The organism is Halorussus salinus (genome assembly GCF_004765815.2).
Classification (GTDB): Archaea; Halobacteriota; Halobacteria; order Halobacteriales; family Haladaptataceae; genus Halorussus; species Halorussus salinus.
This window is the reverse complement of record NZ_ML974128.1, coordinates 42,946-67,387: the sequence shown is the minus strand read 5'-3', so window position 1 is coordinate 67,387 and position 24,442 is coordinate 42,946. Positions and strand designations below refer to the sequence as shown.

Here is a 24,442-nt window from a genome sequence, read left to right as displayed (position 1 = left end):
ATGACCGACGAGACGAACCCTCTCCCCGACTCGACCGAAACGGACGTTCTCGTCGTCGGAAGCGGCGTCGCTGGCTGTGCGGCCGCGCTCTCGGCCGCCCGCGAAGGGAGCGACGTGCTGGTCGTCACGAAGGCGACTCGCCCCGAGGAGACCACCTCCCACTGGGCGCAGGGCGGGGTCGCCACGACGCGCTCGGACCCCGAGACGTTCGCGGCCGACATCCGCGAGGCGAGCGCCGACACCGCCGACCCCGAGGCCGTCGAGGTGTTGGTCGAGAACGCGCGCGAGGCCGTCGCGGACGTGCTGGTCGAGACACTGGACGTGCCCTTCGACCGCGAGGGGTCGGAGTTCGACTTCGGTATCGAAGCGGCCCACTCGGAACCCCGCATCCTCCACGTGGACGCCAGCACGGGCAAGCACGTCCTCGGGCCGTTCCTGAGCCACCTCGCGGACCACGACCGCGTGACCATTCGGGAGGACACCGCCGCGCTCGACCTGATTACTCACGAGGGTCGGGTCCACGGTGCAGTCGTGGAGTCGGACGGCGACACCGGCCCCGTCTTCGCCGACGCGACCCTCCTCGCTACCGGCGGCATCGGCGCGTGCTACCGCGACTCCACGAACCCCGAGACCGCGACCGGCGACGGGATAGCGATGGCCGCGCTGGCGGGCGCGGACGTGGAAGACATGGCCTACGTGCAGTTCCACCCGACCGCCTACGCGGGTGGCGAGGCGCGGAGCGCCTCGAAGCGGAGCGGTGAAACCGCGGAGCGCGAGGAGCCGTTCCTCGTCAGCGAGGCCGTGCGCGGAGCGGGCGCGCTCCTCCGGAACGGCGACGGCGAGCGGTTCATGCCCGACTACCACGACGACGCCGAGTTGGCTCCTCGGGACGTGGTGGCTCGCGCCGTCGCCGACGAGCGCGAGGAGACCGGCGAAGTCCTGCTCGACGTGTCCCCGCTCGACTTCGAGTCCGAGTTCCCGGACCTCGCGGCGAAGTGCGACGAGCGTGGGGTGGACTGGACCGAAGGCATCCCGGTCGAACCGAGCGAACACTTCCTCTGTGGCGGCATCGCGGTGGACGACCGCGGTCGCACGGAGTTGGACCGCCTGTTCGCGGTCGGCGAGTGCGCCCGAACCGGCGTCCACGGCGCGAACCGCCTCGCCTCCACCAGCCTGCTCGAAGGGCTGGTCTGGGGCCTGCGCGCCGGGGAATCGGCGGCAGAGGTCGCGGCTCGGGGCCTCGACCACGAGCGCGTCGAAGCGCCCGACCTCCGCGACAGCGACCCCGACCTGCCCGCCGGGTTCGCCCGCGAGAAGTTCGTCCGCCTGCGCCGCGTGATGGACGAGAACGTCGGCATCCGGCGGACGCCCGAGGGCCTGCGGCGAGCGACCGCGGTCCTCCGGCGACTCAAGGGCGAGGTGGACGCCTACACCCGAACCCGGACCGACCGGAGCCTCTACGAACTCCGGAACGCCAGCGTGGTCGCCCTGCTGGTCGCCCGGCAAGCGATGGACGCCGACCCCGTTGGATGCCACGCCCTCGCGGCGGAATCGGAGGAAGCGGCGACCGACGACGCGGACCCCGAGGAGGCCCCGAATGCGAGTGACTGACCGCAAAATCGAGGCGTGGCTCCACGAGGACGTGGGCCACCGCGACGTGACCAACCACGTCCCCGGCGAGACGACGGGGCGACTCGTCGCCAAGGAGTCGGGCGTCGCGGCCGGACTCGACGCCGCGAGCGCGGTCTTCGACTACCTCGGCGTGGACTGCGAGACCACCGTCGCGGCGGGCGACCGAATCGAGGAGGGCGATACGCTACTGGAAGTCGCGGGCGAGACGGCGTCGCTCCTCCGGGGCGAGCGCGTAGCCGTGAACGTCGCGGGGCACTCCTCGGGCGTCGCCACCGCGACCCGGCGGGCCGTGGACCTCGCGCGCGAGGTCAGCGACGACGTGGCGATAGCGGGCACCCGCAAGACCACGCCCGGCCTGCGCGGCGTCGAGAAGCGCGCCGTCGCGGCGGGCGGCGGCGACACCCACCGCCTCACCCTCTCGGGGATGGTGATGGTCAAGGACAACCACGTCGCCGAGATGGGACTGGAGGAGGCGGTCGGGCACTTCCGCGACGAGAAGTCGTTCGCGACCAAAATCGAGGTCGAAGTCGAGCGCCCGGCCGACGCGCCCAGAGCGGCCGAGGCGGGGGCCGACATCGTGCTGTTGGACAACATGACGCCGGAAGAAGTCGAGGAGGGCATCGAGGCGTTGCCCGACGGCGTGCTGGCGGAGGCCAGCGGCGGCATCGGTTTCGCGGACGTGCCCGACTATGCGGCGACCGGCGTGGACGTGATTTCGATGGGCGCGCTGACCCACTCGGCGGACTCGCTGGACCTGTCGTTCCGAACCGAAGAGTAGATTGAGGTGTGTGTAGATCCGTTTGAGACGTAATTTTGTTTCTTTTGGTTGGGTGTAGGATTGTTTACGACGGTGGAGGCGGGCGGATGGGTTCGGTTTTGGTTCGTCGTTCCGGAGCGGGCCGCGAACAATCTCGAAGCCGATTCCGAGGCGTCACCACCCTGCACCGCGACCCACCGCGACCGCAAACAGCTCTGAAGCCGATAAAAAGGAGTCACCGCAACCGCACAGCACTGCAACCGCGGGCCACACCCTCCCCAACCGATTGCGCTACTCGGTCTCCGCTTCGCTCCGACCTGCGATGTCTGCGAACCGCGTTCGCAGATCAGCGAGACGCGTCGCGTCTCGCAAGCCTCATCCCTCGCGCGGTGGGCGCGTCGCCGTCGGCGACGCGCCCGCACGCGCCAGCGTTGAACGGTCGGGTTCGCAGACTCCGTCTCCGAAGGTCGAAACCGCTACTCCAGCAGATTCCGGCCGGTCATCGCGGCGGGTTGTTCGACCCCGATGAGCGAGAGCAAGGTCGGGGCGATATCACAGAGCGACCCGCCCTCGCGGACGCGCTTGCCGCCGTCGTCGCCCTCGGGCGACAGGTAGACGAACGGGACCGGATTGTAGGTGTGGGCGGTGTGAGGGTTCTCGGGCGTGCCCATGTCGTCGGCGTTGCCGTGGTCGGCGGTGACGAGCGCGTGCCCACCGGCCTCCTCGACCGCCGCGACGAGGCGGCCCAGTTGTGCGTCCACGGCCTCGACTGCCTCGACCGCGGCGTCGAAGTCGCCCGTGTGACCCACCATGTCCGGGTTCGCGTAGTTCAGCACCAGTACGTCGGGGTCGTCGGACTCGATGGTCTCGACGGCGGTGTCGGTGACTTCCGCGGCGCTCATCTCCGGTTGCTGGTCGTAGGTCGGCACGTCGGGCGACTCGACGATTTTGCGCGTCTCGCCGTCGAACTCGACCTCCCGGCCGCCGTTCAGGAAGTAGGTGACGTGGGCGTACTTCTCCGATTCGGCGATGCGCAGTTGCGTGAGGCCGTTCTCCGCCAGCACCTCGCCGAGCGTGTCCTCGGGCTGGTGGGGCGGGAACGCGACCGGCAGGTCGAACTCCGCGTCGTACTGAGTCATCGTCGCCAGCAGTATCTCGGGGGGCGAGGTGTCGAACGCCCACACCGGGTCGATGTCCGCGAGCATCCGCGTGAGCTGTCTGGCGCGGTCCGACCGGAAGTTGAAGAACACCGCGGCGTCGCCGGATTCGAGGGCGGGACCGCCCGAGACGAGCGTCGGTTCCACGAACTCGTCGGTCGTCTCGCGCTCGTAACTCTGCTCGACCGCTTCGACCGCCGAGGAGGCCTCGTACTCCGCCTCCCGGTTCACGATGGCGTCGTAGGCGCGCTTGGTGCGCTCCCAGTTCTGGTCGCGGTCCATCGCGTAGTACCGCCCCGAGACGGTCGCCACGTCGCCGGTCTCCTCGCGGTCGATGACCGTCTGCAACTCGCTCAAGAACCCCGCGCCGCTCTCGGGCGCGGTGTCCCGCCCGTCGGTGAACGCGTGCGTGACCGCATCGACGCCCTGCTCGGCGGCCAACTCGATGAGCGCGTAGAGGTGGTGCTGGTCGGAGTGGACGCCGCCCTCGCTCACGAGGCCCATGAAGTGGACCCGGCCGTCGTTCTCGTCGGCGTAGTCGAACGCCGACGCGACGGCCTCGTTGTCGCCCAACTCGCCGTTCCGGATGGCGTCCTCGATGCGGGTGTACTCCTGTTTGACCACCCGGCCCGCGCCGATGTTGAGGTGGCCGACCTCGCTGTTGCCCATCTGGCCGTCGGGCAGGCCGACCCGCCGCCCGGTCACGTTCAGCGTGCCGTAGGCTCCCTCCTCGGCGTACCGGTCGAAGTTCGGCGTCTCGGCGGCTTCGATGGCGTTGCGTCCTCCGTCTTCACTTCCCAGTCCCCACCCGTCGAGAACGATGAGCGCGGCCTTCATGCGCGAAGGCAGGGCGTCGTATCCTAACTACTCTTCGGCTTCGGCAACGACGAAACGGGGTTCAGGAAGTGGGAGCGACCCGGAACCATCCACTCGGGAACGACTCGGAACCATCCACTCGGGAACGACTCGGAACCATCCACTCCGGCGCGTGCGGGCGCGGCGTGGATGCGCCGCGCCCACCGCGCGAGGGAACAAGGACCGCAGCGCAGCGAGGACCGCAGGAGGTTGGGGAGGTGTGAGGCCGATGCGGTGCTGTGCGGGGGTTGCGGTGCGGCAGACTCCTCTGCTCAAGCCTAAAGCTAGCTTCTCGCCACCTCGACCGAATCGAAGCGACCAATCACAGAAGCAGAACCGAAACCGAGTCGAACCCAACCCTTTTTGCCGGAAAGGCGAGAACCAGTTTCCCATGACCCTCGACCCGGTGCATTTCGACGGCATCGCGGGGTTGGCCGACCACATCGACTACGACGCCGAGGACCGAGACCACCGGGACGCCGCCGAGGACGTGTGGGAACACTACCTCGACCCGCTGTACGGCGACGCGGCCGAGCCGATTCTCGAAGCGCTCGGCGACCAGTCGCGCCGCCGGGCGAACTGCGAGGAGATCGCCCTCGAAGAGCCGCCCTTCCCGACGACCCACGGCCTCGACGCCGGGACGCTGAACCCCCGGCCGTTCAAGAACGGACTAGTTCTCGACGTGGCCCACGCCGCGATGAGCGCCACGCCCTCGGAGTTGGACCTCCACGACTGCCGGACCGTCGTGAAGGCGCTCCACTCGAACGACACCTCGAAGACGTTCGGCACCGACTGGGAGGCGTACGGCGAGGGGAGCAAGCGCCGCATCGTCCATACCCACCTCCCGGAGAACCAGTACGAGGAGGACGTGGTTCACGCGCTGGCGCTCTACCTCGCCGAGAGCAGTCACGCCTTGGAACACGCCGACCGCGTGAGCGACTTCCTGCTCCTCGACGGTCCCATCTACCCGAAAGGCGTCCTCCGGTGGTACGCCCGGAGTTCGGTCCTGACCGACCTCTTCGAGGACTCCGAACACGTCTCGCGCATCCTCGAAAACTACGTCGAACTGGTCGAGACGTTCGCCGAGCGCGGGGTGCCTCTCGCCGGGTTCGTCAAGAACGTCTCCGCGAAGTCCGTCGTCCGGACGCTCAAGCGCGAGACCGACTTCGGCCCGGTGCCGTGGGCCCACGACGCGGGCCTGTTCGCCCAGATTCTCGAACGCCGTGAACTCGTGGGCGGGGAGTTCGAGCGGTTGACCGACGACCTGACGCTGACCAACTGGTTCGAGTCGCGCGCGGGCCTCGACGGCTTCTTCGACGACCCCGACAACCCGCACCTCGACCGGAGCCTCGACCCCGAGGAGTACAAGGTCACCTTCTGTATGGTGTACGACCCGCGCCGGGACCTCGTGTTCAAAATCGAGGCCCCGAAGGTCTTCACCAAAGACGAGGCGACGCGAGAACGAATCGAACGTCAGATTCTCCAAGAAGTCGCGCTCCAGCGCGGCCCTCCTCGCGCAATCGCGAAGGCCGACGACCTCGCGGCCATCGACCGCGGGAGCGTCGGGTCGCTCGTCAAGTCCTTCGAGAACTCGCTGGACACCGAACTCGACGAGAACTACAACGCGGTCCGCTGGGGACGGGACTACTGAGCGGCGACCGACGCAGCGAAAAACCGAATCTATCGGGGTTCCGCGGTCTCGACATCCTGCTTCTCGACGGTAATCTCCACGTCGTCGGCTTCGATGCCGATGCGCGCGAACTGCGTCCGGATGTGGTCCTCGGCGGCCTCGGTCGCCTGCTCGCGGGTGTCGAACCCGCGGGGCATCGGCGACTCGAACGCGACGTTGACCTCCTCGCCGTCTACCTTCTGGACCGTGCCGCCGCTCTCGACCTGATAGAACTCGTCGCAGACCCACACGTAGGGGGCGTCCTCGTCGGGTGCGCCCTTGAACCGCGGCGCGCGCTCCCCTCGCTCGTACAGCGTGCCGGTGAGGGTGGTGCCCCCTGCTTCGCCACGGATGAGTAGCATGACCCGAACGTACGTCACGAGAATGTAAAAGGGACCCGTTCGCGGGAAGTCTTCGCACGCGCGAGGCCGCGGTGGCCGGAGACCGGACGCGTGTAGGCGGGAAGGACCCGCGCCGGAGGGAAACCTGTTTGTCCCATGCGCCCATTGCCGGGAAACGATGACCGACCTCGGCGACTTCAGCAGGTCCAACGAAGACGACGACTCGGCGAGCGCCGAGTCGAGTCCCTCCGAGACCGGCGACTTCGACGCGAACTCCTCCGATAGCTCCACCGCCGACGGCGACACTTCGGGCGATGCCGACCGCGACAGCCCGGACGACGACTTCGACGTGGGCGACTTCGAGACCGGCACGTCGAGCGGAGCCACGCGCGACGACGACCGATTCGACGCCGTGTCCACCGACCCGCGGGGTACCGACACCGGCATCGGGACGCTCTCGGCGGCCGAGGGCCTCCGAATCGGCGAGGACGAGGACGAGACCCACCTCCAAGCCTACGTCACCGCCGACAACCGCGAGGAGGTCCGGGTCGGCAAGTACCTCCTCGTGCCCTACCCCGACGGCGAGAAGTTGTTCGCGCGCGTCGCCGCGCTCGAATACCGACAGGAGTACCGCGTGGACGACGCGACCGAGATTCACTCGAAGCGCGCGATGCGCCGCGACGACATCGAGGAGACCGACTACAAGCTGATGGCGGACCTCGAACCGGTCGCCATCCTGTACGAGGACGGCGGAGGCGGCGAGAGACGAGACGGCGCGGACGCCGACCTCAAGCGTCGGATGACCGACCGCGTGCCCAAGCCCAAGTCTGTCGTCCGCGAGGCCAGCGACAAGGCCGAGATCAAGACCGGGCTGAAGATGCCCGAGGACGGCGTGTTCCTCGGGCACCTCTCGGTCGGCGGTGAGAAAGTCCAGACCGCCGCGGAACCCCCGACCATCGACTATCGGCTCAAGGACGACTACGCCGACGGCGACCCGCTGGTCTTCCGGCACACGCTGGTCGCGGGCGGGACCGGTTCGGGGAAGACCCACGGCGCGAAGAACGTCCTCCGGCAGTTCCTCGCCGACGAGCGACGCTACGAGATGGAGGACGGCGCGGAGCGACGCGCCGCGGTCGTGCAGTTCGACCCCCAAGACGAGTACGCCCAGATGCACGACGACAACCCCGACGTGACCCGCGCCGACGAGCGCACGTGGGAGGCCGAGAACGTCGCCCACGGCGGCCACGACGACACCGTGGCGTTCGTGCCGAAGGTCGGGAACAGCTCCTACGCCGCCGACCACCACCGCGCCGAGCAGGTGGAGTTCACGATTCCGTTCTCGATGGTCCGGAATCGACCGTGGCTGGTCGCGGGCGCGAGCCTCAACGACAACCAGTACAACGCGCTGACGATGCTCATCAAGCGGTTTTTCGACCAGTTCGGCGACTCGGGGACCTACCGGGAGTTCGTGGACTACATCGACGACCCCGCCTTGCGGGAGGAACTCGACGAGTCGGGTCGGGTCCACGAAGCCACCTACGACGCGGTCAAGCGCCGTGTCATCGGCTCGGCGTTTACCGACGTGTTCGACCAAGACGCCCGGCCCATCACCGACCAGATTCGGTCGTTCGTCACGCCCGGCCAGTTGACCGTGGTCCCGACCTACCACGTCAACGACTCGCGGGCCACGGAGGTCGTCGTCCTCGCGCTCGCCAGCCTGCTGGTGGACGAGAAACTGTCGAACTCGCCGCGCTACGACCGCGTGAAGGAGACGCCGCTGGTCGTCGGGATGGACGAGGCCCACAACTTCCTGACCGACGCCGACAGCGTGCAGGCCCGGAAGGTCATCGGGAAGTTCACCGAGGCCGCCAAGCAGGGCCGCAAGGAGCGATTGGGCCTGTTCCTCATCACCCAAGACCCTCAGGACATCCACGAGGCCGTCTTCAAGCAGATAAACACGACGGTCGTCCTGAACTTGGGCGACGAGGAGGCCATCAAGAGCGTCAACATCCCGGCGAATCTGGAGGGGAAGGTGCCCTACATGGAGAAGGGCCAGATGGTCGTCTACTCGCCGGACAACTCCGAGCCGGTCGAGATTATCGGTCTCTCGAAGTGCGTGACCAAACACGGTCGGGAGTAGTCCGGGTCGCCACCGCGGCGGGGAGTTCTCACAGTTCGGGAATTGCCTGAAAGGTTAAACGAGTCGTCGCCGTATCCTCTCACATGACGAAGCAAATTCTCGTTCCCATCGACGGGTCGCCCCAGTCGAACGACGCGCTCGACTACGCACTCGAGGAGTTCGCCGAGGAGGACATCACCCTGCTCCACGTCATCGACCCCATCGACGCGGGCTACACCGCTCCGGTGGGTCTCCCCGGTGGCTCCGAGGAGTGGTACGAAAACGAGAAGGAGAGCGCCGAGGCGCTGTTCGAGGAGGCCCAGAAGGTCGCCGACGAGTACGGCGCGACCCTCGACTCGGCGACCGAGATGGGCCGCCCGGCCCAGACCATCGTGGAGTTCGCCGACGACGAGGGCTTCGACCAAATCGTGATGGGGAGCCACGGGCGCTCGGGCGTCTCGCGCATCCTCCTCGGGAGCGTCGCCGAGACCGTCGTCCGGCGCGCCTCGATGCCGGTGACGGTCGTACGCTGAGTCGGCGAGCAATCGAGCGTGGACTCGTCGTTCCACGTCGAGTTCCAGCAGTCGTACCGCGAGCGAACGTAGTGAGCGAGCGGCCCTTTTTTTCATCGACGTTTTTTCGAGGAGCGGTACCCACAGCGAGCGACCGAAGGGAGCGAGCGAGGACACCCGACGAAGAAAAAAGGTCGCTTAGAAGATATTCGCCTGCCGGTAGACGCTGATACCCTCGTTCGTAATCGAGTAGGGCTTTATCTCGCGGGAGTGGTTCGCGTCCCGAATCTTCTGAATCTCGACCGCGAGTCGCGTCTCGCGGAAGTCGTCGGAACTCCGGATGTAGCGCAGGACGAACACCGCGTCCACCAGATACTCGATGATGCCGTGCCGGGAGGCGTAGGCCGTGTCCTCGCTGGCCTCGCTGGTGAGCATCGTGGTGACTCCGGCCTCCTTCAGGCTCTTGGTGAAGTCGTAGACCTCGTTTCGGCGGGTCGATTGGTCGTCGTACATCATCTCCAGCAGGGACACCGAGTCCAGCACGAGGCGGGTCGCGCCGAAGTCCTCGATGAGTCGCGGCAGGTCGTTGCGGATGGAGGTCAGGCTGTTGGCCATCTCGATGGGGTCCAAGTCGATGACCGCGAGACTGCCCTCGTCTTCGTACGTCTCGAAGTCCCAGCCCTTCTCGGTCGCGGTGTTGACGATGCGGTCGTGGCTCTCTTCGAGCGTGATGAACACCGCGTTCTCGCCCTGTTCGAGGGCTTCGTGGAGGAACTGGAGACCGAACGTGGTCTTGCCGGTCCCGGCCGACCCGATGGTCGTGACGAGCGACCGCTCGGGGACGCCGCCCTGAATCATGCTGTCGAGACCGTCGATGCCGAGGTCGATGCGCGGAATCGACGACTCGAACTCCTCGTCGTCGAACGCCTCGTCCTCGAAGGGTTCGCCGCCACCGCCGCCGCCGAATCCGCCGCCACCGCCCATGCCGAACTCGCCGCCACCGCCGCCACCGAAGCCGCCCGACTCGCTCTCGGTCGCGCCGAAACCAGCGTCGCCAGCCCCGCCACCGCCGCCACTGCCAGCACCCCCGCCGCCACTGCCAGCACCCCCGCCGCCACCGCCACCCGGACCGCCACCGGGCGCGCTCTCGAACGCGCTGGCGAAGTCCTCGTCGAAGAGGCCCTCGTCCTCGTCGTCGGCGTCGTAGGGGTCGGCATCGGCGAACCCGCCGCTGGCGGACTCGCTCACGGCGGTCTGGGAGTCGGGAGACTCGTCCGCGTCGTCTCCTCCCATCCCGAAGTCGGCGTCGGTGCCCTCCTCGCCGGTTCCGAAGCCAGCGCCCGTGTCGTCTTCACCTGTTCCGAAATCAGCGTCCGTGTCACCGCCACCCATCCCGAAGTCGGGCGCGTCGCCGTCGTCCGCGCTCGTCTCGGGAGCGTCGTTCTCGTCCGCGCTGAACCCCGGTGAGTCGGCGTCCGCGTCGAATCCGGATGTCTCTGCGAAGTCGCTCGGCCGGTCAGCCGAGTCGGCGGTCTCGGCAGGCGCGTCGTCGGCGTCGGTTTCGGGGGCGTCGGTGTCGGGGGCCTCGTCGGTGGCGTCGCTCTCTCGGTCGTCCTCGGCGTCGGCGTCCTCTTCGCGGAGTGCGCGCTCGAACCAGTCGTCCTCGTCGGTCACGTGGGGCACCTCCTCGTGGGTCGAGCGCGTCGCATGCCCGACACCTCGGACCGGCCGCATTTCAATGTTTCTCGGCGTCGCGTCGGCGGACTTTTTACGGGCGGGGCGCAACTGCCACTGATGAGAGTCGGCATCGTCGCCCAGAAGGGCAACTCGCGGGCCGCCCTGCTGGCCGAGGAGATACGCAACACGCTACCGGACGAGGTGTCGATTCGGCTGGACGACGCGACCGCCGAGCGGTTGGACCGCGAGGGGTCGCCCGTCGAGGAGATGCACGACTGCGACCTCGTGGTCTCCATCGGCGGCGACGGCACCTTCCTGTTCGCGGCCCGCGGGGCGGGACCGACGCCGATTCTGGGCGTGAACTTGGGCGAGGTCGGGTTCCTGAACGGGGTCCGGCCGGACGACGCGGTCGAGACCGTCGAGGCCGTCGTCGCCGGGTACCGCGAAACCGACACGATTCCCTCGCGGGAGGTGCCCCGACTGCGGGCCGAGGGCGAGGGCGACTGGTCGGTCCACCCCGCGCTGAACGAAATCGTCGTGCAGGGACCCCAGCGCGGCCACGGCGAGGGCCTCGACTACGAAGTCCGGGTGGACGACCGCGTGTTCAACGCCGGGCACGGCGACGGCGTGTTGGTCTCGACGCCGACCGGAAGCACCGCGTACAACCTGAGCGAGGGCGGGCCGCTGGTCCATCCCGACACCGACGCGCTGGTCGTTACGGAGATGTGTGCCGCCGAGTCGATGCCGCCGCTCGTGATACCCAGCGACAGCGCGGTCGAGATTCGAGCGACGGGCGCGGCGGTCGGCTACGTGAGCGCCGACAGCACCCGCAAGCAGTTCGAGATGCCCGAGACGGTGCGGGTTCGTGCGGACCCGGAACCGACCCGCATCGCCGAACCGTCCAGCGACTTCTTCGAGGCGCTCGGGAAACTCGACTGAGAGAGCCGTCCGACCTCCTCGCCGAGCCTTTCCGGAAAGGAAAGTCCTAATCCGAGGGATTCGCTAGGATGGGATAATGGACGAGCAACTGCCGGACGTGCAGGCCTCGGAACCCGACGTGACCGTCGGGCTGAACCGAGTCGGCGTGACGGGCGTCAAGAAGCTAGTCGAACTCGCCCGCCCCGACAAGCGGCCCATCGTGTTGACCGCGGAGTTCGAAGTGATGGTGGACCTGCCCAGTTGGCGGAAGGGCGCAGACATGAGTCGCAACATGGAGGTCGTCGACGAGATTCTGGAGGACGCGGTGAGCGAACCCACCTACCGCGTCGAGGACGTGTGCGGCGAGGCCGCCGAGCGACTGCTGGAGAAACACGACTACACCTCGAAGGCCGAGGTCCAGATGGAAGCCGAGTACATGATAAAGGACCGGACGCCCGAGAGCGACCGACCGACGCAGGCGACTGCCGACATCATCGCCAGCGCCACCGCGACCGACGAGGGCACCCGCGAGGAGATCGGCGCTCGCGTCACCGGCATGACGGTCTGTCCCTGCTCGCAGGGCATGATGGGCCAGACCGCCCGCGAAAAGTTGGAAGACCTCGGCGTCGGCGAAGAAGAGGTCCGGGAGTTCTTGCAGGAGGTCCCGCAGGCGGGCCACTCCCAGCGCGGCCACGCGACCCTGACCGTCGAGAGCGAGGGCGCGCCCGAGGCGAACCTCGCGGACATCATCGAGGTGGCGCGGGACTCGATGAGCGCCCGCATCTACAACCTCGCCAAGCGCCCCGACGAGGACCACATGACCTTCGAGGCCCACGCGAACGCGAAGTTCGTGGAGGACTGCGTGCGCGACATGGCCGAGGGCGTCGTGAGCGAGTTCCCGGACCTGCCCGACGACGCCGTGGTGACGATGAAACAGAGCAACGACGAGTCCATCCACCAGCACAACGCCCACGCCGAACGCGTGGCCGAGGTGGCGACGCTCCGCGACGAGTTGACCGACGACTGACTGCGGGACCGGCTTTTCTCCTCGGCGTCTCACTCGCGGTTCTCTCCGATATCGGACGCGCTACTGGCCCGAACCGCGGAGTGCGCTCGATTGCACCGACCACGGGACGCGCCGTGAACGCGGCCGCGCTCGCGGTACTGCGCGGCCGCGTTCGCACGCGGGGAGGTTCGGGGCGCGGTCGCGGTGCGGTCGCGGCGCGGTGCGGTCGCGGCGCGGTCACGGCGCGGTGCCGTGCGTTGCGGTGACTCCTCGTCGTCGGCTACAGCGCGGTTGGACGCAGTTGTGTGGTCCCGGAGAACCGCTCGCACTCCAACTACCGCTTCCGGCGGCTCTCCTCCTGAACAACCTCCTCCCGAACCATGACTGATTCTCCCACACACTCATACGCCTCGAAACCGTAGCCAAATCGAGTGAGAACCCCATGAGTGTCACTGGCCTCTGTCAAATCTGCGAGCAGAACGAAGCCGAACACTCGTGTCCCAACTGCGGGACGCTCGCCTGCGAGAACCACTGGGACGAGGAGAACGCCCTCTGCGCGCAGTGCGCCGCGACCATCCAGCGTGGCGGGCGCGACGAGGGGCAGGTCCAGCCCGACGACCTCGACGACGACGAAGTGATGCGGTTCTGAGCGCCGAACGTCTGCGGGCCGAACGTCCGAGCGGGAGTCGCGGTCATCGCTTCCGGTTCAGTTGCCTCGCGAGCCGTCGCGCCGCTTGCCCCGCCGCCGCGGCGTAGTCGTCCTGCCCGCGACGCCGCCCTCGCCCGGCGGTCTCGCCCGCGTAGAGGACTTCCCGAGTCGCTTCGACCAGTCCGACGCCTGCCGACGGTCCCTCCTCTGGCGCGACGTGAGCGGCGACTTCGGGGTCGTTGCGCGCCCCGCCGACCGCGAAGAAGGGCAGGTCCGGTGCGCGCTCGCGGAGGCGTTCGAGAACGTCACTCGACCCGCCGACCAGCAGGCCCACGTCGCCCCGCAAGTCGGACGACGCGGCGTCGCCCGTCGAGGTCTCCGCGGCCCACGACACCGCGAGGTCCGCCACGCGGTCGGCGACCGTGGGTTCGGGAGCCTCCTCGTCGTCGCTATCCTCGATTTCCCCGTCGCCTCCCTCGGTCGCAACTTCGCGGTCCTGAAGGTCGGCCGCGCCGGGGTTGGGCGTCCGGCAGACCGCGAAGACGCCGCAGTCGGCGTCGAGCGCCGACTGGACGGCCGCGCGACCGCAGTATGGCGAGACCGTGACGGCGTCCGCGCGGCCGAGGAGGTCCGCCCGTGCGGTCGGGTGGTCCGAACTCGGCAGGTCGGCGTACTTGCCGTCGAGGAGGACCGGCACGCCCCGACCCTGCGCGTAGGCGACGGTCTCGGCCAGCGCGGTCCAGCCGTCCCGGTCGGCGTAGGCGGCCGGACTGACCGAGTAGGCCGCGACCTCCTCGTGGGTCGCGTCCACGATGCGGCGCGCGAACGCCCGCCGGGGGTAGTCGTACGCCCGGCAGTCGTCGGGGAGCCGCGAGCGGTCGGGGTTCAGCCCCACCGCCAGCAGGCTCTCAGTCCGCCGGATTCGCTCGCGAAGGCGGTCGAAGCAGGTCATACCGGCGGTTGCGGTGGGTCCGACATGGCTCTTGTCCTTGCGCGGTGGAAGTGGTTTCGTATTTTCTTTCAGTGGATGTAGAATCTTTTGGCGATGGTTTTGGTTGCTTTCTTGTTCAGCTATCTGTCTGTCCGGTTCGATGGCGACGCGAAGCGAGTGACTGCGAACGACGAGACCGCGACTGCGAACAGCACCGCGACTGCGAACAGCACCGCGACCGCGAACCGCACTGATGCCGACACCACGGAGTTGACCGCCCCGCACCGCAACCGCACGGCACCGCACCGCGACCGCGGGCCTCACACCTCCCCAACCTCCTCGCTCACTCGTACCCTTCGGGCACTTCGTTCGCTCGTCCCTCGCGCGGATGGGCGCGACCACGAAGGGTCGCGCCCGCACGCGCCGGAAAGGCGACAGGACGGTTTGAGCGACGGAGAGGAGAAGACGAGGACAGGCCAAGCGACGGAGACGACAAGACGAGGAGGGTCCGAGCGACCGAAAAGAAGAGAGGGGAACAGATTCCGAGCGCCCGCGTTGCTCGGTCGCTCCCGTAGCCCTCAAGGGGGTGTCCCGAGTAGACCGGCCCGTGACACTCTCAGCCGTCGTCTTCGACTTCGACTACACGCTGACGGTTCCCGACCGGCCCCGGCAGGCCGTGTTGGACGACGCCACCGCGGCGGTCGGCGCGCCCGACCTCTCGCGCGAGGAGTACCTCGAAGCCCACTCCCGGCACCTCGACAGTCCGGACCGCACGCCCATCTTCGCCGACATCCTCCCCGAGGACAGCGAGACGGACCCCGAGGAACTCGCCGCGGCCTACCGCGAGAAGGTCGCCGACTCGCTCATCGCGGTCGAGGGCGTGGCGGGCCTGCTCGCGGACCTCCGCGAGGAGTACGCGCTCGGCCTGCTCACCAACGGTCCCACGGACGCCCAGACGAGCAAACTCGACCGCTTCGACTGGGTGGACAACTTCGACGCGGTGGTCGTCACGGGCGACCTCGACGCCGGAAAGCCCGACGAGCGCGCGTTTCGGGCGGTCCTCTCGGACCTCGGCGTCGCCCCCGAGAACGCAGTCTACGTCGGCGACGACCCCGAGGCCGACGTGGAGGGCGCGCGCAACGCCGGACTCCGCGCGATTCAGGTCGTCTTCGAGGGCGGCCCGGACCCGCATCCCGATGCCGACGCGCACGTCGAGCGCGACTCGCTGGCCGCCGAACTCCCCGGACTCCTGAAAACCCTATAGCACCGCGACGAACACGTCCGTCGCGCGCTTGACCTCCGCGCCGTCTTCCACGAACACGAGCGTCCGGGGCGGCCGGGTCGCTTTGGGTCGCACGCGCAGGCCGACCTCCTCGGCGGTCTCGGCCGCGGCGTCCGCTCGCTCGCGGAACTCGACACGGGCGCGGTCGTCGTGGACGTACACGTCGGCCAGAATCTCCTCGCCGCGAGCTATCTCGTAGGCCAGTTCGCCCTCGGCCGACGGCTCCACGTCGGCGTCGGCGTTGACGACTTCCAGCCCGTCGAGTCCAGAGTCCTCGCGGCTCGACACCTCCGAGGAGAGCAGTTGGGCGATGCGCTTGCCGTCGGTAGTTCGGTCCTCGACCATGCCCGAAGCCTCGCACCGCGAGCGAATCAGCCTTCGGCTTTCGGTCGCGTCGAATCGGTCGGAGATGGAGCGCGCTGGCGACACGGACCACCGGTACACGCCCGGTGACACAGACCACCGGCACACGCTCGGCGCGCGCTGGCGCGGCCTGCGAGTGGCCGCGCCAGTTCGCGCGAGGGATGAGTAACGCAACGGAGCGAAGCGGAGTGAGTAACGCAGTCGGTTGGGGAGGACGTGGCCCTCACTAACTCCCGTCTGGGTGGATGAAGGGGCCGCCCGCTCGCGTTCATGACAGTCGCCTCTGCGACCCCTCTCCGACGCAACTACGTCCGTCGGAGATGTCGCAGGGCGACCGCGAGCGGGCGGGGGCTTCTAAAGCCTGTTTCCGACGACTCCCGACGATTGCACCTGTTTCTGACGACTCCGTGGACGATTGCACCGCTGTTCCAGTTCGTGTCGAGACCCGCCGTCCGAAAACCACCTGCGCTTCTCAGTCGCCTCGCAACTCCTCGCGCGCCTCGGCGGCCTCCGCGCTGGCGTCCACGCCGCGCCGCCGGGCGTACACCACCGCGGCGGCCTCGATGGTCACGCCGAGTCGCCCCTGCAACTCGTTGATTTCGGCCACCGCGGTCTGCTTGTCGGTCCCGGCCGAGACCACCTTGTCGAGGAGCTTCTCGAAGGTGGACTGCTCCTGCAGGATGGACTCGTCGGGGACGAACTCCTCGGGTATCTCGACCTCGCTCGGGTCGAACGCCGCGACGACCTCGCCCTCCTCGCGGTCCAGAAGGCCCTGTCCGGTCGCCACGTCGATGAGCCGCTCGGCTTGGTCAGGCGAGAACCAGTCCCGGTCCAGCGACAGTGCGACGACGAACTCGCTCTCGGGCATCGACTCGCGGCCCTTCTGCTGGAACGGAGCGGCGACGGCGCTTCGGAGACTCATTCGGGTGTGAGTGGTGCGGGAGTGGTGGGTAAAGGTGGCGGTTCTCTGCGAGAGTGATCAAATGACCCTGTTCTCAGATATCGGTTGAGTAGAGGTGAATATTTATGAGATAGCTTATACGTGAAGAATATGGATGAACGAGAATGGGAAAAGCAGTGGGATGAGTATTCAAAGCAGGTGAAGGAATCAGACGTATCCCAAGAGAGCCACCAAAATCCCCGATCCCTGAATTTGTTTCTAAAAGAGAACAGTGAATTATTTACAATTATCGGTGTTTTTGCTGCAGTAACTTTCTATTTTCTACAATTCAAAGATGTGCCAACAAGTGAGATTGAAGTAGGCCTTGTGAGTAGTTTGGTAATATTCGTGATTGTAGGGCTCGTAATTATTAATCAAGCAGTAGATGAAGCATCTCAAGCTTTAAAAATCGAATCTCCATTCCTTACAGCGACTTATATTCTCTTTGCGTTGTCCCTTTCGGGTTTGTTATTCGCCATCTACAATGCTTTAGTTTTCTATGCGCCTTCGATCAACCCGACACTAGCTTTCTTTACATCTATTGCGATAGGGATTTTTTACTCCGTCGGAATGTTCATAGACGAAGACTATAGGCAATATGAGGGCTGGTGGGTTTTAGAGCAGATTATTTATTACGCCCCTCACTTTGGCGTTATTATTGGGTTTCTGTGGATTAAAGCATCAGAATCAAATAGTGGTGAATCCGTGGTCGAAGCAGCAGATGGGAATCTACTAATACTTACTTTTGGCATTATACTTGTACATCTATTCTCTACCTTAACTATAATTATAGCGGCTGACATAGTAGAGGGAGGTCGGGACTATTTGCAAAACCTCCAATCCAAGTACACGGATTAGGAAGCGGTTCTAAAACGAATTTGCAGGGAAAAGAACAGTCAATATCTCACTTGAAGACATTAATAAACGTCCCACCTAACTATCGAACATGCAGACCCACATCGTCCCGGTCGGCTTCGACTACGACCGGCTCATCGCGCCGCTCGTGCGCGACCAGTTGGACGTGGACCGCGTCATCCTGCTGGAGGGCGCGGTCGGGAGCGAGGCCAACGTCGAGTACTCCCGGAACCTCTCGCAAAAACTCGAACAGGACTTCCGGAATCTACTGGGCGCGACCACCGAGCGCGTGGTCGTCGCCGACGTGTACGACTACGACGCCGCCTTCGAGCAGGCCTACGACCTCATCAACGCCGAACTGGACGAGGGTCGGGAGGTCTGGGTGAACATCTCCTCGATGCCCCGGACTGTCAGCTTCGCCTTCGCGACGGCGGCCCACTCCGTGATGGTCGAGCGCGAGGAGGACCGCGAGAAGATTCACACCTACTACACCGCCCCGGAGAAGTACCTCGAAACCGAACTCGCCGAGGAGTTGCGCCGCCAGATGGACCTCCTCGAAGACCTCGAAGAAGGCGTCGAGGACGACCGGGTGACCGACCGCCTCGACAGCGCGCGGGACCTCCTCGCGGAGTTCGACGAGCGGGGCACCACCATCGGCGCGAAGGAGATTCGGGGCGGCCACATCGTGGAGTTGCCCGTCGCTTCGTTCTCGAACGTCAAGCCCTTCGAGGAGGTCATCCTGTTCAAACTCGGCGAGGAGGGCGAGTTCGAGTCGGTGTCGGAACTCGCCGACGCCCTCGCGAGCGAACTCGACGAGGAGTACACCGACAGCTTCCGGTCGAAGGTCATCTACAACGTCGATAGGCTCGGTCCCGGCGGGAAGGGCTACATCGAGCAGGAAGAGCATGGAAAGTCCTACCGGACGCGCCTGTCCAGAATCGGGGAGTTGTGGGTCCGAGCGCACGCGAACGGGGAGACGCCGGAGTGAAACGGAGGCGTCTCCGGAAAGTAAGCGGTGAAACTGGGAGCCGAGACTCTGAAAGACGCCGAAACGAACTGATTACCGGCCGACTTCTAGCTTCTTCACCCGCGTCGCCAGCGACAGGAAAATCGCGGCGTACGTAATCACGACCGCACCGGCCGCGGCGATTTCGTGGGTCGGCGAGGGATGGGACATGAAACCGGTCTCCAGCAGTTCTTGGCCCGGCAGCGTGGTATGGTGGGGCGTGCCGACGATGGGGAGGAAGTAGTCCACCACGTCGTTGAAGCCGTACCAGACCACCGCGACGAGGACGGCACCGACCGGGAAGTCGCTGTAGCGGTGAATCAGGAACGCCTCGGCGACCATCCCGAGGTGACTCCAGAACAGGAAGTTGTACATCAGCACGGAGTTGTACGAGAAGCCATCCATGAACGCCAACAGCGTGAACGGTGTCCAGAGGCCGAGTTTGAGACAGCCGAAGAAGGCCAAGGCGTTGACGACCTCGGAGTTCCGCCCGAGTTTCCAGAGCGCGAGGCTGGCCGCGATGAAGAACGTCGCCACCGGGCTGTCGGGGACGAACGGCCACATGACGGGCGGTTCGGCGGCGAACTGCCACGTGATGAGCGGGCCGTCGAGCGGCAGGGGGTGGAAGCCGTAGTACCAGAAGCCGAAGGCGGTCCCGGCGAGGTTGACCGCGACGATGACCCACGCATACCGTAACGCGAAGTCCTCTACGGACTCCGGTAACGGAGCGAGGTAGCGCGGGAGGTCGGCGCGGTCGGGAAGCATACCCGACCCGTCTCACTTCCGGCGCAAAGCTTTGGCGGTATCGGCCGTCGGACGCCGGGAACTCCGTGAGGAGGACACCAGAACCGCGTGGGTGGACCACCAGAACCGCGTGGGGACATCAGAACCCCGTGGGTAATCGGTACAAATTAACCCGTCGCGTCCTGAGTCTCCAGACATGGCCGAAGAAACCGACATCGAGGAGCTAAAGCGAGGCAGCGAACTCGTCAAGCGCGGATTCGCGCGGATGCAGAAGGGCGGGGTCATCATGGACGTGGTGAACCGCGAGCAGGCCCGCATCGCCGAGGACGCGGGTGCGGTCGCGGTGATGGCGCTCGAAGCCGTCCCGGCCGACATCCGCAAGCGCGGCGGCGTCGCGCGGATGGCCGACCCCGCGGACGTAGAGGAGATAATCGACGAGGTGTCCATCCCGGTGATGGGCAAGTCCCGAATCGGCCACACGAAGGAGGCCCAGATTCTGGAAGCGGTCGGCGTGGACATGATCGACGAGTCGGAGGTACTGACGCCCGCCGACGACCGCTACCACATCGACAAGCGCGAGTTCACGAGTCCCTTCGTCTGCGGTGCCCGCAACCTCGGCGAGGCCCTGCGCCGCATCGAGGAGGGCGCGGCGATGATTCGGACGAAGGGCGAAGCCGGGACCGGCGACGTGAACCAAGCGGTCCACCACCAGCGCAACATCAAGGGCGCGATTCGCAAGATAGAGGGCATGACGAAGGAAGAGCGCGAGGCCTTCGCCCGCGACATCGAGGCCCCCGCGGACCTCGTCCACGAGACGGCCGACGAGGGTCGCCTGCCGGTCGTCAACTTCGCGGCGGGCGGTATCGCCACGCCCGCCGACGCCGCGCTGATGATGCACCACGGCTGTGACGGCATCTTCGTCGGGTCGGGTATCTTCGGTGCCGAGGACCCCGAGGAGATGGCCGACGCCATCGTGGAGGCGACGAACAACTGGGACGACCCCGAGCGGCTGGCGTCCATCAGCAAGGACATCGGTTCGGGCATGAAGGGCGAGGCCAACGCCGACCTGCCGGAAGAAGAGCAGTTGCAGGGTCGCGGAAACTGACCGGAATCGGACGGCGGAACTGAACCGCTTCCGGCGCGTCGTGACGAGGAGGCTACGCGGCGAGTCGCTCCTCGGCTTCGGGGAACAGCACGTTGTTCTCCTTGTGGACGTGCTGGTGCATGTCTTTTTCGAGCATCTGGAGGCGGTCGAGCATGTTCCGGTAGCTCGTGCAGGCGTCGTCGGGAATCTCGTAGCCGTCGGTCAGGTCTCGAATCCGTTCGAGACTGGACGCCGCGGCGTCGTGTTCCGATTCGAGGTGGTCGATGGCCTCCCGGATGGCCTCCTCGTCGGCGTCCGCGGGCGGGGTCTCGCCGTCGAGGGTCAGAAGTTCGGGAAAGACGTTCTCCTCTTCGTCCTCGATGTGGTGGGTGACCTCGTCCTTGAGGTCGAGGAACTCCGATTCGACTTCGTGGAGTTCGGGGTGGGAGTCGCCGTGGACGCGGGCGACCTTCCGGACGACGCGTTCGAGCGACGGGAGTTCCGACCGGAGGTAGTCGTGGTGGGTCTCGACCACGTCGTCGACGAGTTCCGACAGCGACTCCGCGGACGCGCCCGTCCCGTCTGACCCGGCTGACTCGGCGTCGGCCAACCGGTCGAGGACCGACCGGAGTTCGAGGTCGGTCTCCTCGCAGGCTCGCTCTAACGGTGTGTCGCCGCCACAGCAGTAGTCGATGCCGAGCGATTCGAAGACGGACGCGAACTCGGGGTTCTCCCTGACGAGCTGTCCGAGACTGGTCGCGGGGTCGATGGTCTCTGTCATGGTGGTTCGGAGCAGTGGGTACTGCGTCTGTTCGAACCGAGCAGCGGCGCGACCATGCGCTCTCTCCCGAATATATTCCCCGTCGGACGCGGTGGCCACGGCGGCCGCCGGAACCGAGGCGGTCGCTCTCGTCGGCGCGGCTACCACGAGCGAGCGAGCGAATAGCCGACGGAACTCGTCAGCAGTCGTCCCGACAGAACGTCGCGCCCGCGCCGAGTTCGGTCTGATACGCTCGGGCGTCCACCCCGGTCTCCTCGAAGGCTCCGACCATCGCGGCGGCCACGTCCCGGCGCTGGCCGCGGTGGCGACACACCGCCAAGACGCCGGGACCCGCGCCCGAAATCGTGACCCCGGTCGCGCCCGCTTCGCGGGCCGCCTCGGTAACGGCGTCGTAGCCGTCCACGAGTTCGGCGCGGGCGGGCGTCACCACCGGGTCGGTCAGCCCCCTCCCGACCAGTTCCGGGTCGTCGCGGGCCATGCCAGCGACCAGCGTCGAGGCGTTGCCGACCGTCTCGACCAGTTGGTCCATCTCGACCGTCTCGGGGACGACGCCGCGGGCGTCGCGGGTCGAGACCACGATGTCGGGCAGACAGACCACGACCGGCAGGTCGGCGTCGATGGTCGTGACGCCGCCGTCGGTGACGACGGTGAACCCACCGAGAATCGAGGGCGCGACGTTGTCCGCGTGGGCGTCGCCCGAGACGACGGCTTCGCCCTCCGCGGCCAGCCACACTAGCTCCTCGCGCGAGAGGCCGCGGTCGTAGAGTTCGTTGAGCGCGACCGCCGCGCCCGCCGCGCTGGCGGCCGACGAACCCAGTCCAGACGACGGCCTGACGCCCTTGTCGATTCGGATGTGGGCGGGCGCGTCGAGTTCGCGGGCGACCACGCCCGCCGTGTTCTCGGCGGGGTCGGTCGGGACGTACTCCGCACCCGCGCCGGTCACGGAGATGGTCGTCTCGTCGGCGCGCTCGACGCGCACCACGTCCGCGGGGTGGCCCAGCGCCGCCCCGAACACGTCGAAGCCACTGCCGAGGTTCGCACTCGTCGCCGGGGCCCGCACCGTGAGCATGTCCCGTGAGTAATCAGGGCCAAATCAAAAACCTGCCGGGGCGCGCGACATTTGCTGTCAACTGTTCACTCACCGCATCCCTTGTTCCGCTTCTTTAAGACCTTTATATGTGGGCGACGCAACTTCAGACACATGGACCCGCACATTCTGATACTGGGCGCACCGGGCGCAGGCAAAGGGACCCAAAGCGACCGCATCGTCTCGGAGTTCGGCGTCGAACACGTCACGACGGGCGACGCGCTTCGCGCCAACAAGGGGATGGACATCGGCCATCTCGACCTCGAATACGACACGCCGGGCGAGTACATGGACCAAGGCGAACTCGTCCCCGACGTGGTCGTCAACGAAATCGTCGAGAAGGCGCTGTCGGAGGCCGACGGCTACGTCCTCGACGGCTACCCCCGGAACCTCGAACAGGCCGAAACCCTCTCGGAGATGACCGACCTCGACGCCGTCCTCTACCTCGACGTGGACGAGGACGTACTGGTGGACCGACTAACCGGCCGCCGCGTCTGCGAGGAGTGCGGCGCGACCTACCACGTCGATTTCAACCCGCCCGAGGAGGAAGGCGTCTGCGACGAGTGCGGCGGCGACCTCTACCAGCGCGAGGACGACACCGAGGAGACCGCCCGCGAGCGCATCCGGGTCTACGACGAGAACACCCAGCCAGTCGTCCAGTTCTACGACGACGAGGGCCGACTGGTCCGCATCGACGGCGAGCAGACCCCCGACGAGGTCTGGGACGACGTGCAGGACGCCATCGAAGCGAACGCCTGACTCCTGCTCGTCCGTGCCGATTCGGAGACGACGCCGCTCTTTTCGGCCATCTTCGACGCTTTGAAAGTGGTATTTCCCCACCGGACGACTCACCGCCGCCACGTCGCACCCACGTCATCGGAGGGCGACCAGCGCACCGCGAGGTCGCCGACCGTCGTCTCCGCCGGGACCTGAAACACCAACCAACCCCACGTCGTCGCCTCGGCGTCGTACTCGCCAGTCGGCGCGTAGAACGGGCCATCGACCGGCGACCCGAAGGTCGTCCCCGCCGAGGACTGGTGGAAAACCCGGTACGACTCGTCGTCCACCGCGACCGAGAACCGAGCGGGACCGGGGAGCGAAATCGGCTCGTCGGTCGCGTTCCTCGCCTCGACGCGGACGAACGCGAACGTCTTGCTCGTCGGCGCGCGGTACGTCTCGCTCGCGCCGTCGTCGTAGATGTACGACCCCAGCAAGCCGTCGAACCGGTCGGTCCCGACGGTGACGCGGAGCGCCGCGCCGTCGGGCGTCGTGAACGTCTCGCCGAGGCCGCGCTCGGCCGCGAGGACGCTCGCGGTCTCGACGGCACTTTTCGGCCGGAGGCGGTACTCCGCCCGGCCCGCTTCCGGGGGCGTCCACTCGGTCGTCCACGTCCGGCGCTCGCCGCGCGCGAGTTCCAGTTCGACGGTCTCGCGCGCCTGCCACGCGGTCTCGTCGGCGGACCGGCGCTCGAAGACGCCGCGGTAGGTGCCCGACGCCGCCCCCGAGTTCCCGACGGTCGCGCTCGCCGAGAGCGTCGTCCCGAGTTCGGTCTCGGTCGGAACCGAGAGGTCGGCGACCGAGAACGCCGGGAGGTCGGCCGACTCGAACTGCCAGCGGACCTCCGGCACGGAGTCGGAGGCCCCGTTCTTGCCCTCGTTCTCCGTACCGTCCTCGCCGTCGTCTGTCGCACCGCTCTCGGCGTCGCCTGCCGAACTGCTCTCGCTGTCGCGTGCGCCCACGTGTCGCCCTCGATACCGTCCAGCGACGCGAGACCGTCCGCCGCGCCGTCGAGCGTGGCGACGACCCCGCCGCCGGGCACGTCGAACGACGACGGGCCGGTCGGCATCGGCGCGTCGGTCCGGTTCTCCATCCAGACTTCGACGACGGCGAGAATCGACTCCTCGTCGCCCTCGCTCTCGGCGTCTTCGCTCTCGGCGTCTTCGTCCCGCGTCTCGCCCGCGACGAGGAGGCCCCGACCGTCCGGCCCGTCCACGAACAGCGCGCGGTGGTAGGTCGGAGCGGCGACCGACACCGCTAATCCGTCGGCGAAGGCGAACCGCTGGCCGCCGGGGAGCGC

Annotated in this window: 25 protein-coding genes; 15 read left to right on the top strand and 10 right to left on the bottom strand. The window is 67.0% G+C overall.

Going from position 1 to position 24,442, the window contains the following annotated elements:
- Positions 1-1,611, top strand: coding sequence for an L-aspartate oxidase (locus EPL00_RS08360; protein ID WP_135853132.1), 1,611 nt, complete (start codon positions 1-3; stop codon positions 1,609-1,611).
- Complete coding sequence (gene nadC, locus EPL00_RS08355) at positions 1,598-2,410, top strand: carboxylating nicotinate-nucleotide diphosphorylase (RefSeq protein ID WP_135853133.1); 813 nt, start codon at positions 1,598-1,600, stop codon at positions 2,408-2,410. The genes EPL00_RS08360 and nadC overlap by 14 nt, the downstream gene beginning before the upstream one ends.
- Positions 2,411-2,865: 455 nt before the next feature.
- On the opposite strand, the gene gpmI is transcribed toward nadC, so the two are convergent.
- The gene (gpmI, locus tag EPL00_RS08350) at positions 2,866-4,383 is read right to left on the bottom strand and encodes a 2,3-bisphosphoglycerate-independent phosphoglycerate mutase (RefSeq protein ID WP_135853134.1); all 1,518 of its coding nucleotides are present in this window, start codon (positions 4,381-4,383) and stop codon (positions 2,866-2,868) included.
- A gap of 409 nt (positions 4,384-4,792) precedes the next feature.
- On the opposite strand from gpmI, the gene EPL00_RS08345 reads away from it, so the two are divergent.
- Positions 4,793-6,052: a DNA double-strand break repair nuclease NurA gene (locus EPL00_RS08345; protein WP_135853135.1), complete on the top strand. Its 1,260-nt coding sequence runs from the start codon at positions 4,793-4,795 to the stop codon at positions 6,050-6,052.
- A 29-nt stretch (positions 6,053-6,081) separates the two neighbouring features.
- On the opposite strand, the gene EPL00_RS08340 is transcribed toward EPL00_RS08345, so the two are convergent.
- Complete coding sequence (locus EPL00_RS08340) at positions 6,082-6,432, bottom strand: DUF7113 family protein (protein ID WP_135853136.1); 351 nt, start codon at positions 6,430-6,432, stop codon at positions 6,082-6,084.
- Positions 6,433-6,589: 157 nt separating this feature from the next.
- Between EPL00_RS08340 and EPL00_RS08335 the strand changes: the two genes are divergently transcribed.
- Together EPL00_RS08335 and EPL00_RS08330 are read left to right on the top strand one after the other, a co-directional pair.
- Complete coding sequence (locus tag EPL00_RS08335; RefSeq protein WP_135853137.1) at positions 6,590-8,551, top strand: ATP-binding protein; 1,962 nt, start codon at positions 6,590-6,592, stop codon at positions 8,549-8,551.
- 83 nt (positions 8,552-8,634) lie between these two features.
- Complete coding sequence (locus tag EPL00_RS08330; protein ID WP_135853138.1) at positions 8,635-9,063, top strand: universal stress protein; 429 nt, start codon at positions 8,635-8,637, stop codon at positions 9,061-9,063.
- 177 nt (positions 9,064-9,240) lie between these two features.
- Here EPL00_RS08330 and EPL00_RS08325 read toward each other — a convergent pair whose 3' ends face one another.
- Complete coding sequence (locus EPL00_RS08325) at positions 9,241-10,776, bottom strand: KaiC domain-containing protein (RefSeq protein WP_135853139.1); 1,536 nt, start codon at positions 10,774-10,776, stop codon at positions 9,241-9,243.
- Positions 10,777-10,836: 60 nt separating this feature from the next.
- On the opposite strand from EPL00_RS08325, the gene EPL00_RS08320 reads away from it, so the two are divergent.
- From EPL00_RS08320 to EPL00_RS08310, 3 genes are all read left to right on the top strand, one after another.
- A complete protein-coding gene (locus tag EPL00_RS08320) occupies positions 10,837-11,658 on the top strand; it encodes an NAD(+)/NADH kinase (protein ID WP_135853140.1) in 822 nt (273 codons plus the stop codon).
- A 76-nt stretch (positions 11,659-11,734) separates the two neighbouring features.
- Positions 11,735-12,664, top strand: coding sequence for a GTP cyclohydrolase MptA (mptA, locus tag EPL00_RS08315; RefSeq protein ID WP_135853141.1), 930 nt, complete (start codon positions 11,735-11,737; stop codon positions 12,662-12,664).
- Positions 12,665-13,085: 421 nt separating this feature from the next.
- Complete coding sequence (locus EPL00_RS08310; protein ID WP_135853142.1) at positions 13,086-13,292, top strand: hypothetical protein; 207 nt, start codon at positions 13,086-13,088, stop codon at positions 13,290-13,292.
- Positions 13,293-13,335: 43 nt separating this feature from the next.
- Here EPL00_RS08310 and pyrF read toward each other — a convergent pair whose 3' ends face one another.
- Positions 13,336-14,244, bottom strand: a complete 909-nt coding sequence (pyrF, locus tag EPL00_RS08305) for an orotidine-5'-phosphate decarboxylase (RefSeq protein ID WP_135853143.1) — start codon at positions 14,242-14,244, stop codon at positions 13,336-13,338.
- A gap of 586 nt (positions 14,245-14,830) precedes the next feature.
- Here pyrF and EPL00_RS08300 point away from each other — a divergent pair.
- Complete coding sequence (locus tag EPL00_RS08300) at positions 14,831-15,487, top strand: HAD family hydrolase (protein WP_135853144.1); 657 nt, start codon at positions 14,831-14,833, stop codon at positions 15,485-15,487.
- Here EPL00_RS08300 and EPL00_RS08295 read toward each other — a convergent pair.
- Complete coding sequence (locus tag EPL00_RS08295) at positions 15,482-15,850, bottom strand: hypothetical protein (RefSeq protein WP_135853145.1); 369 nt, start codon at positions 15,848-15,850, stop codon at positions 15,482-15,484. The two genes, EPL00_RS08300 and EPL00_RS08295, sit on opposite strands and share 6 nt — an antisense overlap.
- Between EPL00_RS08295 and EPL00_RS08290 the strand changes: the two genes are divergently transcribed.
- Positions 15,849-16,037, top strand: coding sequence for a hypothetical protein (locus tag EPL00_RS08290; RefSeq protein WP_135853146.1), 189 nt, complete (start codon positions 15,849-15,851; stop codon positions 16,035-16,037). The genes EPL00_RS08295 and EPL00_RS08290 overlap by 2 nt on opposite strands.
- A gap of 303 nt (positions 16,038-16,340) precedes the next feature.
- Here the strand turns inward: EPL00_RS08290 and EPL00_RS08285 are convergent, their stop codons facing one another.
- Entirely contained in the window at positions 16,341-16,790 is a 450-nt protein-coding gene (locus EPL00_RS08285; RefSeq protein WP_135853147.1) for a DUF2240 family protein, read from the bottom strand.
- 129 nt (positions 16,791-16,919) lie between these two features.
- On the opposite strand from EPL00_RS08285, the gene EPL00_RS08280 reads away from it, so the two are divergent.
- Both EPL00_RS08280 and EPL00_RS08275 read left to right on the top strand, forming a co-directional pair.
- Entirely contained in the window at positions 16,920-17,666 is a 747-nt protein-coding gene (locus EPL00_RS08280) for a hypothetical protein (protein WP_135853148.1), read from the top strand.
- Positions 17,667-17,754: 88 nt separating this feature from the next.
- Positions 17,755-18,651, top strand: a complete 897-nt coding sequence (locus EPL00_RS08275) for an HFX_2341 family transcriptional regulator (protein WP_135853149.1) — start codon at positions 17,755-17,757, stop codon at positions 18,649-18,651.
- 72 nt (positions 18,652-18,723) lie between these two features.
- On the opposite strand, the gene EPL00_RS08270 is transcribed toward EPL00_RS08275, so the two are convergent.
- A complete protein-coding gene (locus EPL00_RS08270; protein WP_135853150.1) occupies positions 18,724-19,434 on the bottom strand; it encodes a DUF1405 domain-containing protein in 711 nt (236 codons plus the stop codon).
- Between the two features lie 175 nt (positions 19,435-19,609).
- Between EPL00_RS08270 and pdxS the strand changes: the two genes are divergently transcribed.
- Positions 19,610-20,518 (top strand): pyridoxal 5'-phosphate synthase lyase subunit PdxS, encoded by a 909-nt coding sequence (gene pdxS / locus EPL00_RS08265; RefSeq protein ID WP_135853151.1) that lies wholly within the window; start codon positions 19,610-19,612, stop codon positions 20,516-20,518.
- Between the two features lie 52 nt (positions 20,519-20,570).
- On the opposite strand, the gene ric is transcribed toward pdxS, so the two are convergent.
- On the bottom strand, positions 20,571-21,278 hold the full coding sequence (gene ric, locus EPL00_RS08260; protein WP_135853152.1) for an iron-sulfur cluster repair di-iron protein: 708 nt from the start codon (positions 21,276-21,278) through the stop codon (positions 20,571-20,573).
- Positions 21,279-21,456: 178 nt separating this feature from the next.
- Complete coding sequence (locus EPL00_RS08255) at positions 21,457-22,347, bottom strand: homoserine kinase (protein ID WP_135853153.1); 891 nt, start codon at positions 22,345-22,347, stop codon at positions 21,457-21,459.
- 132 nt (positions 22,348-22,479) lie between these two features.
- On the opposite strand from EPL00_RS08255, the gene EPL00_RS08250 reads away from it, so the two are divergent.
- Entirely contained in the window at positions 22,480-23,124 is a 645-nt protein-coding gene (locus EPL00_RS08250; protein WP_135853154.1) for an adenylate kinase, read from the top strand.
- Positions 23,125-23,213: 89 nt separating this feature from the next.
- Here EPL00_RS08250 and EPL00_RS08245 read toward each other — a convergent pair whose 3' ends face one another.
- Complete coding sequence (locus EPL00_RS08245) at positions 23,214-24,104, bottom strand: hypothetical protein (RefSeq protein WP_135853155.1); 891 nt, start codon at positions 24,102-24,104, stop codon at positions 23,214-23,216.
- On the opposite strand from EPL00_RS08245, the gene EPL00_RS08240 reads away from it, so the two are divergent.
- The gene (locus EPL00_RS08240) at positions 24,095-24,403 is read left to right on the top strand and encodes a hypothetical protein (protein WP_135853156.1); all 309 of its coding nucleotides are present in this window, start codon (positions 24,095-24,097) and stop codon (positions 24,401-24,403) included. The two genes, EPL00_RS08245 and EPL00_RS08240, sit on opposite strands and share 10 nt — an antisense overlap.
- Positions 24,404-24,442: the final 39 nt, after the last annotated feature.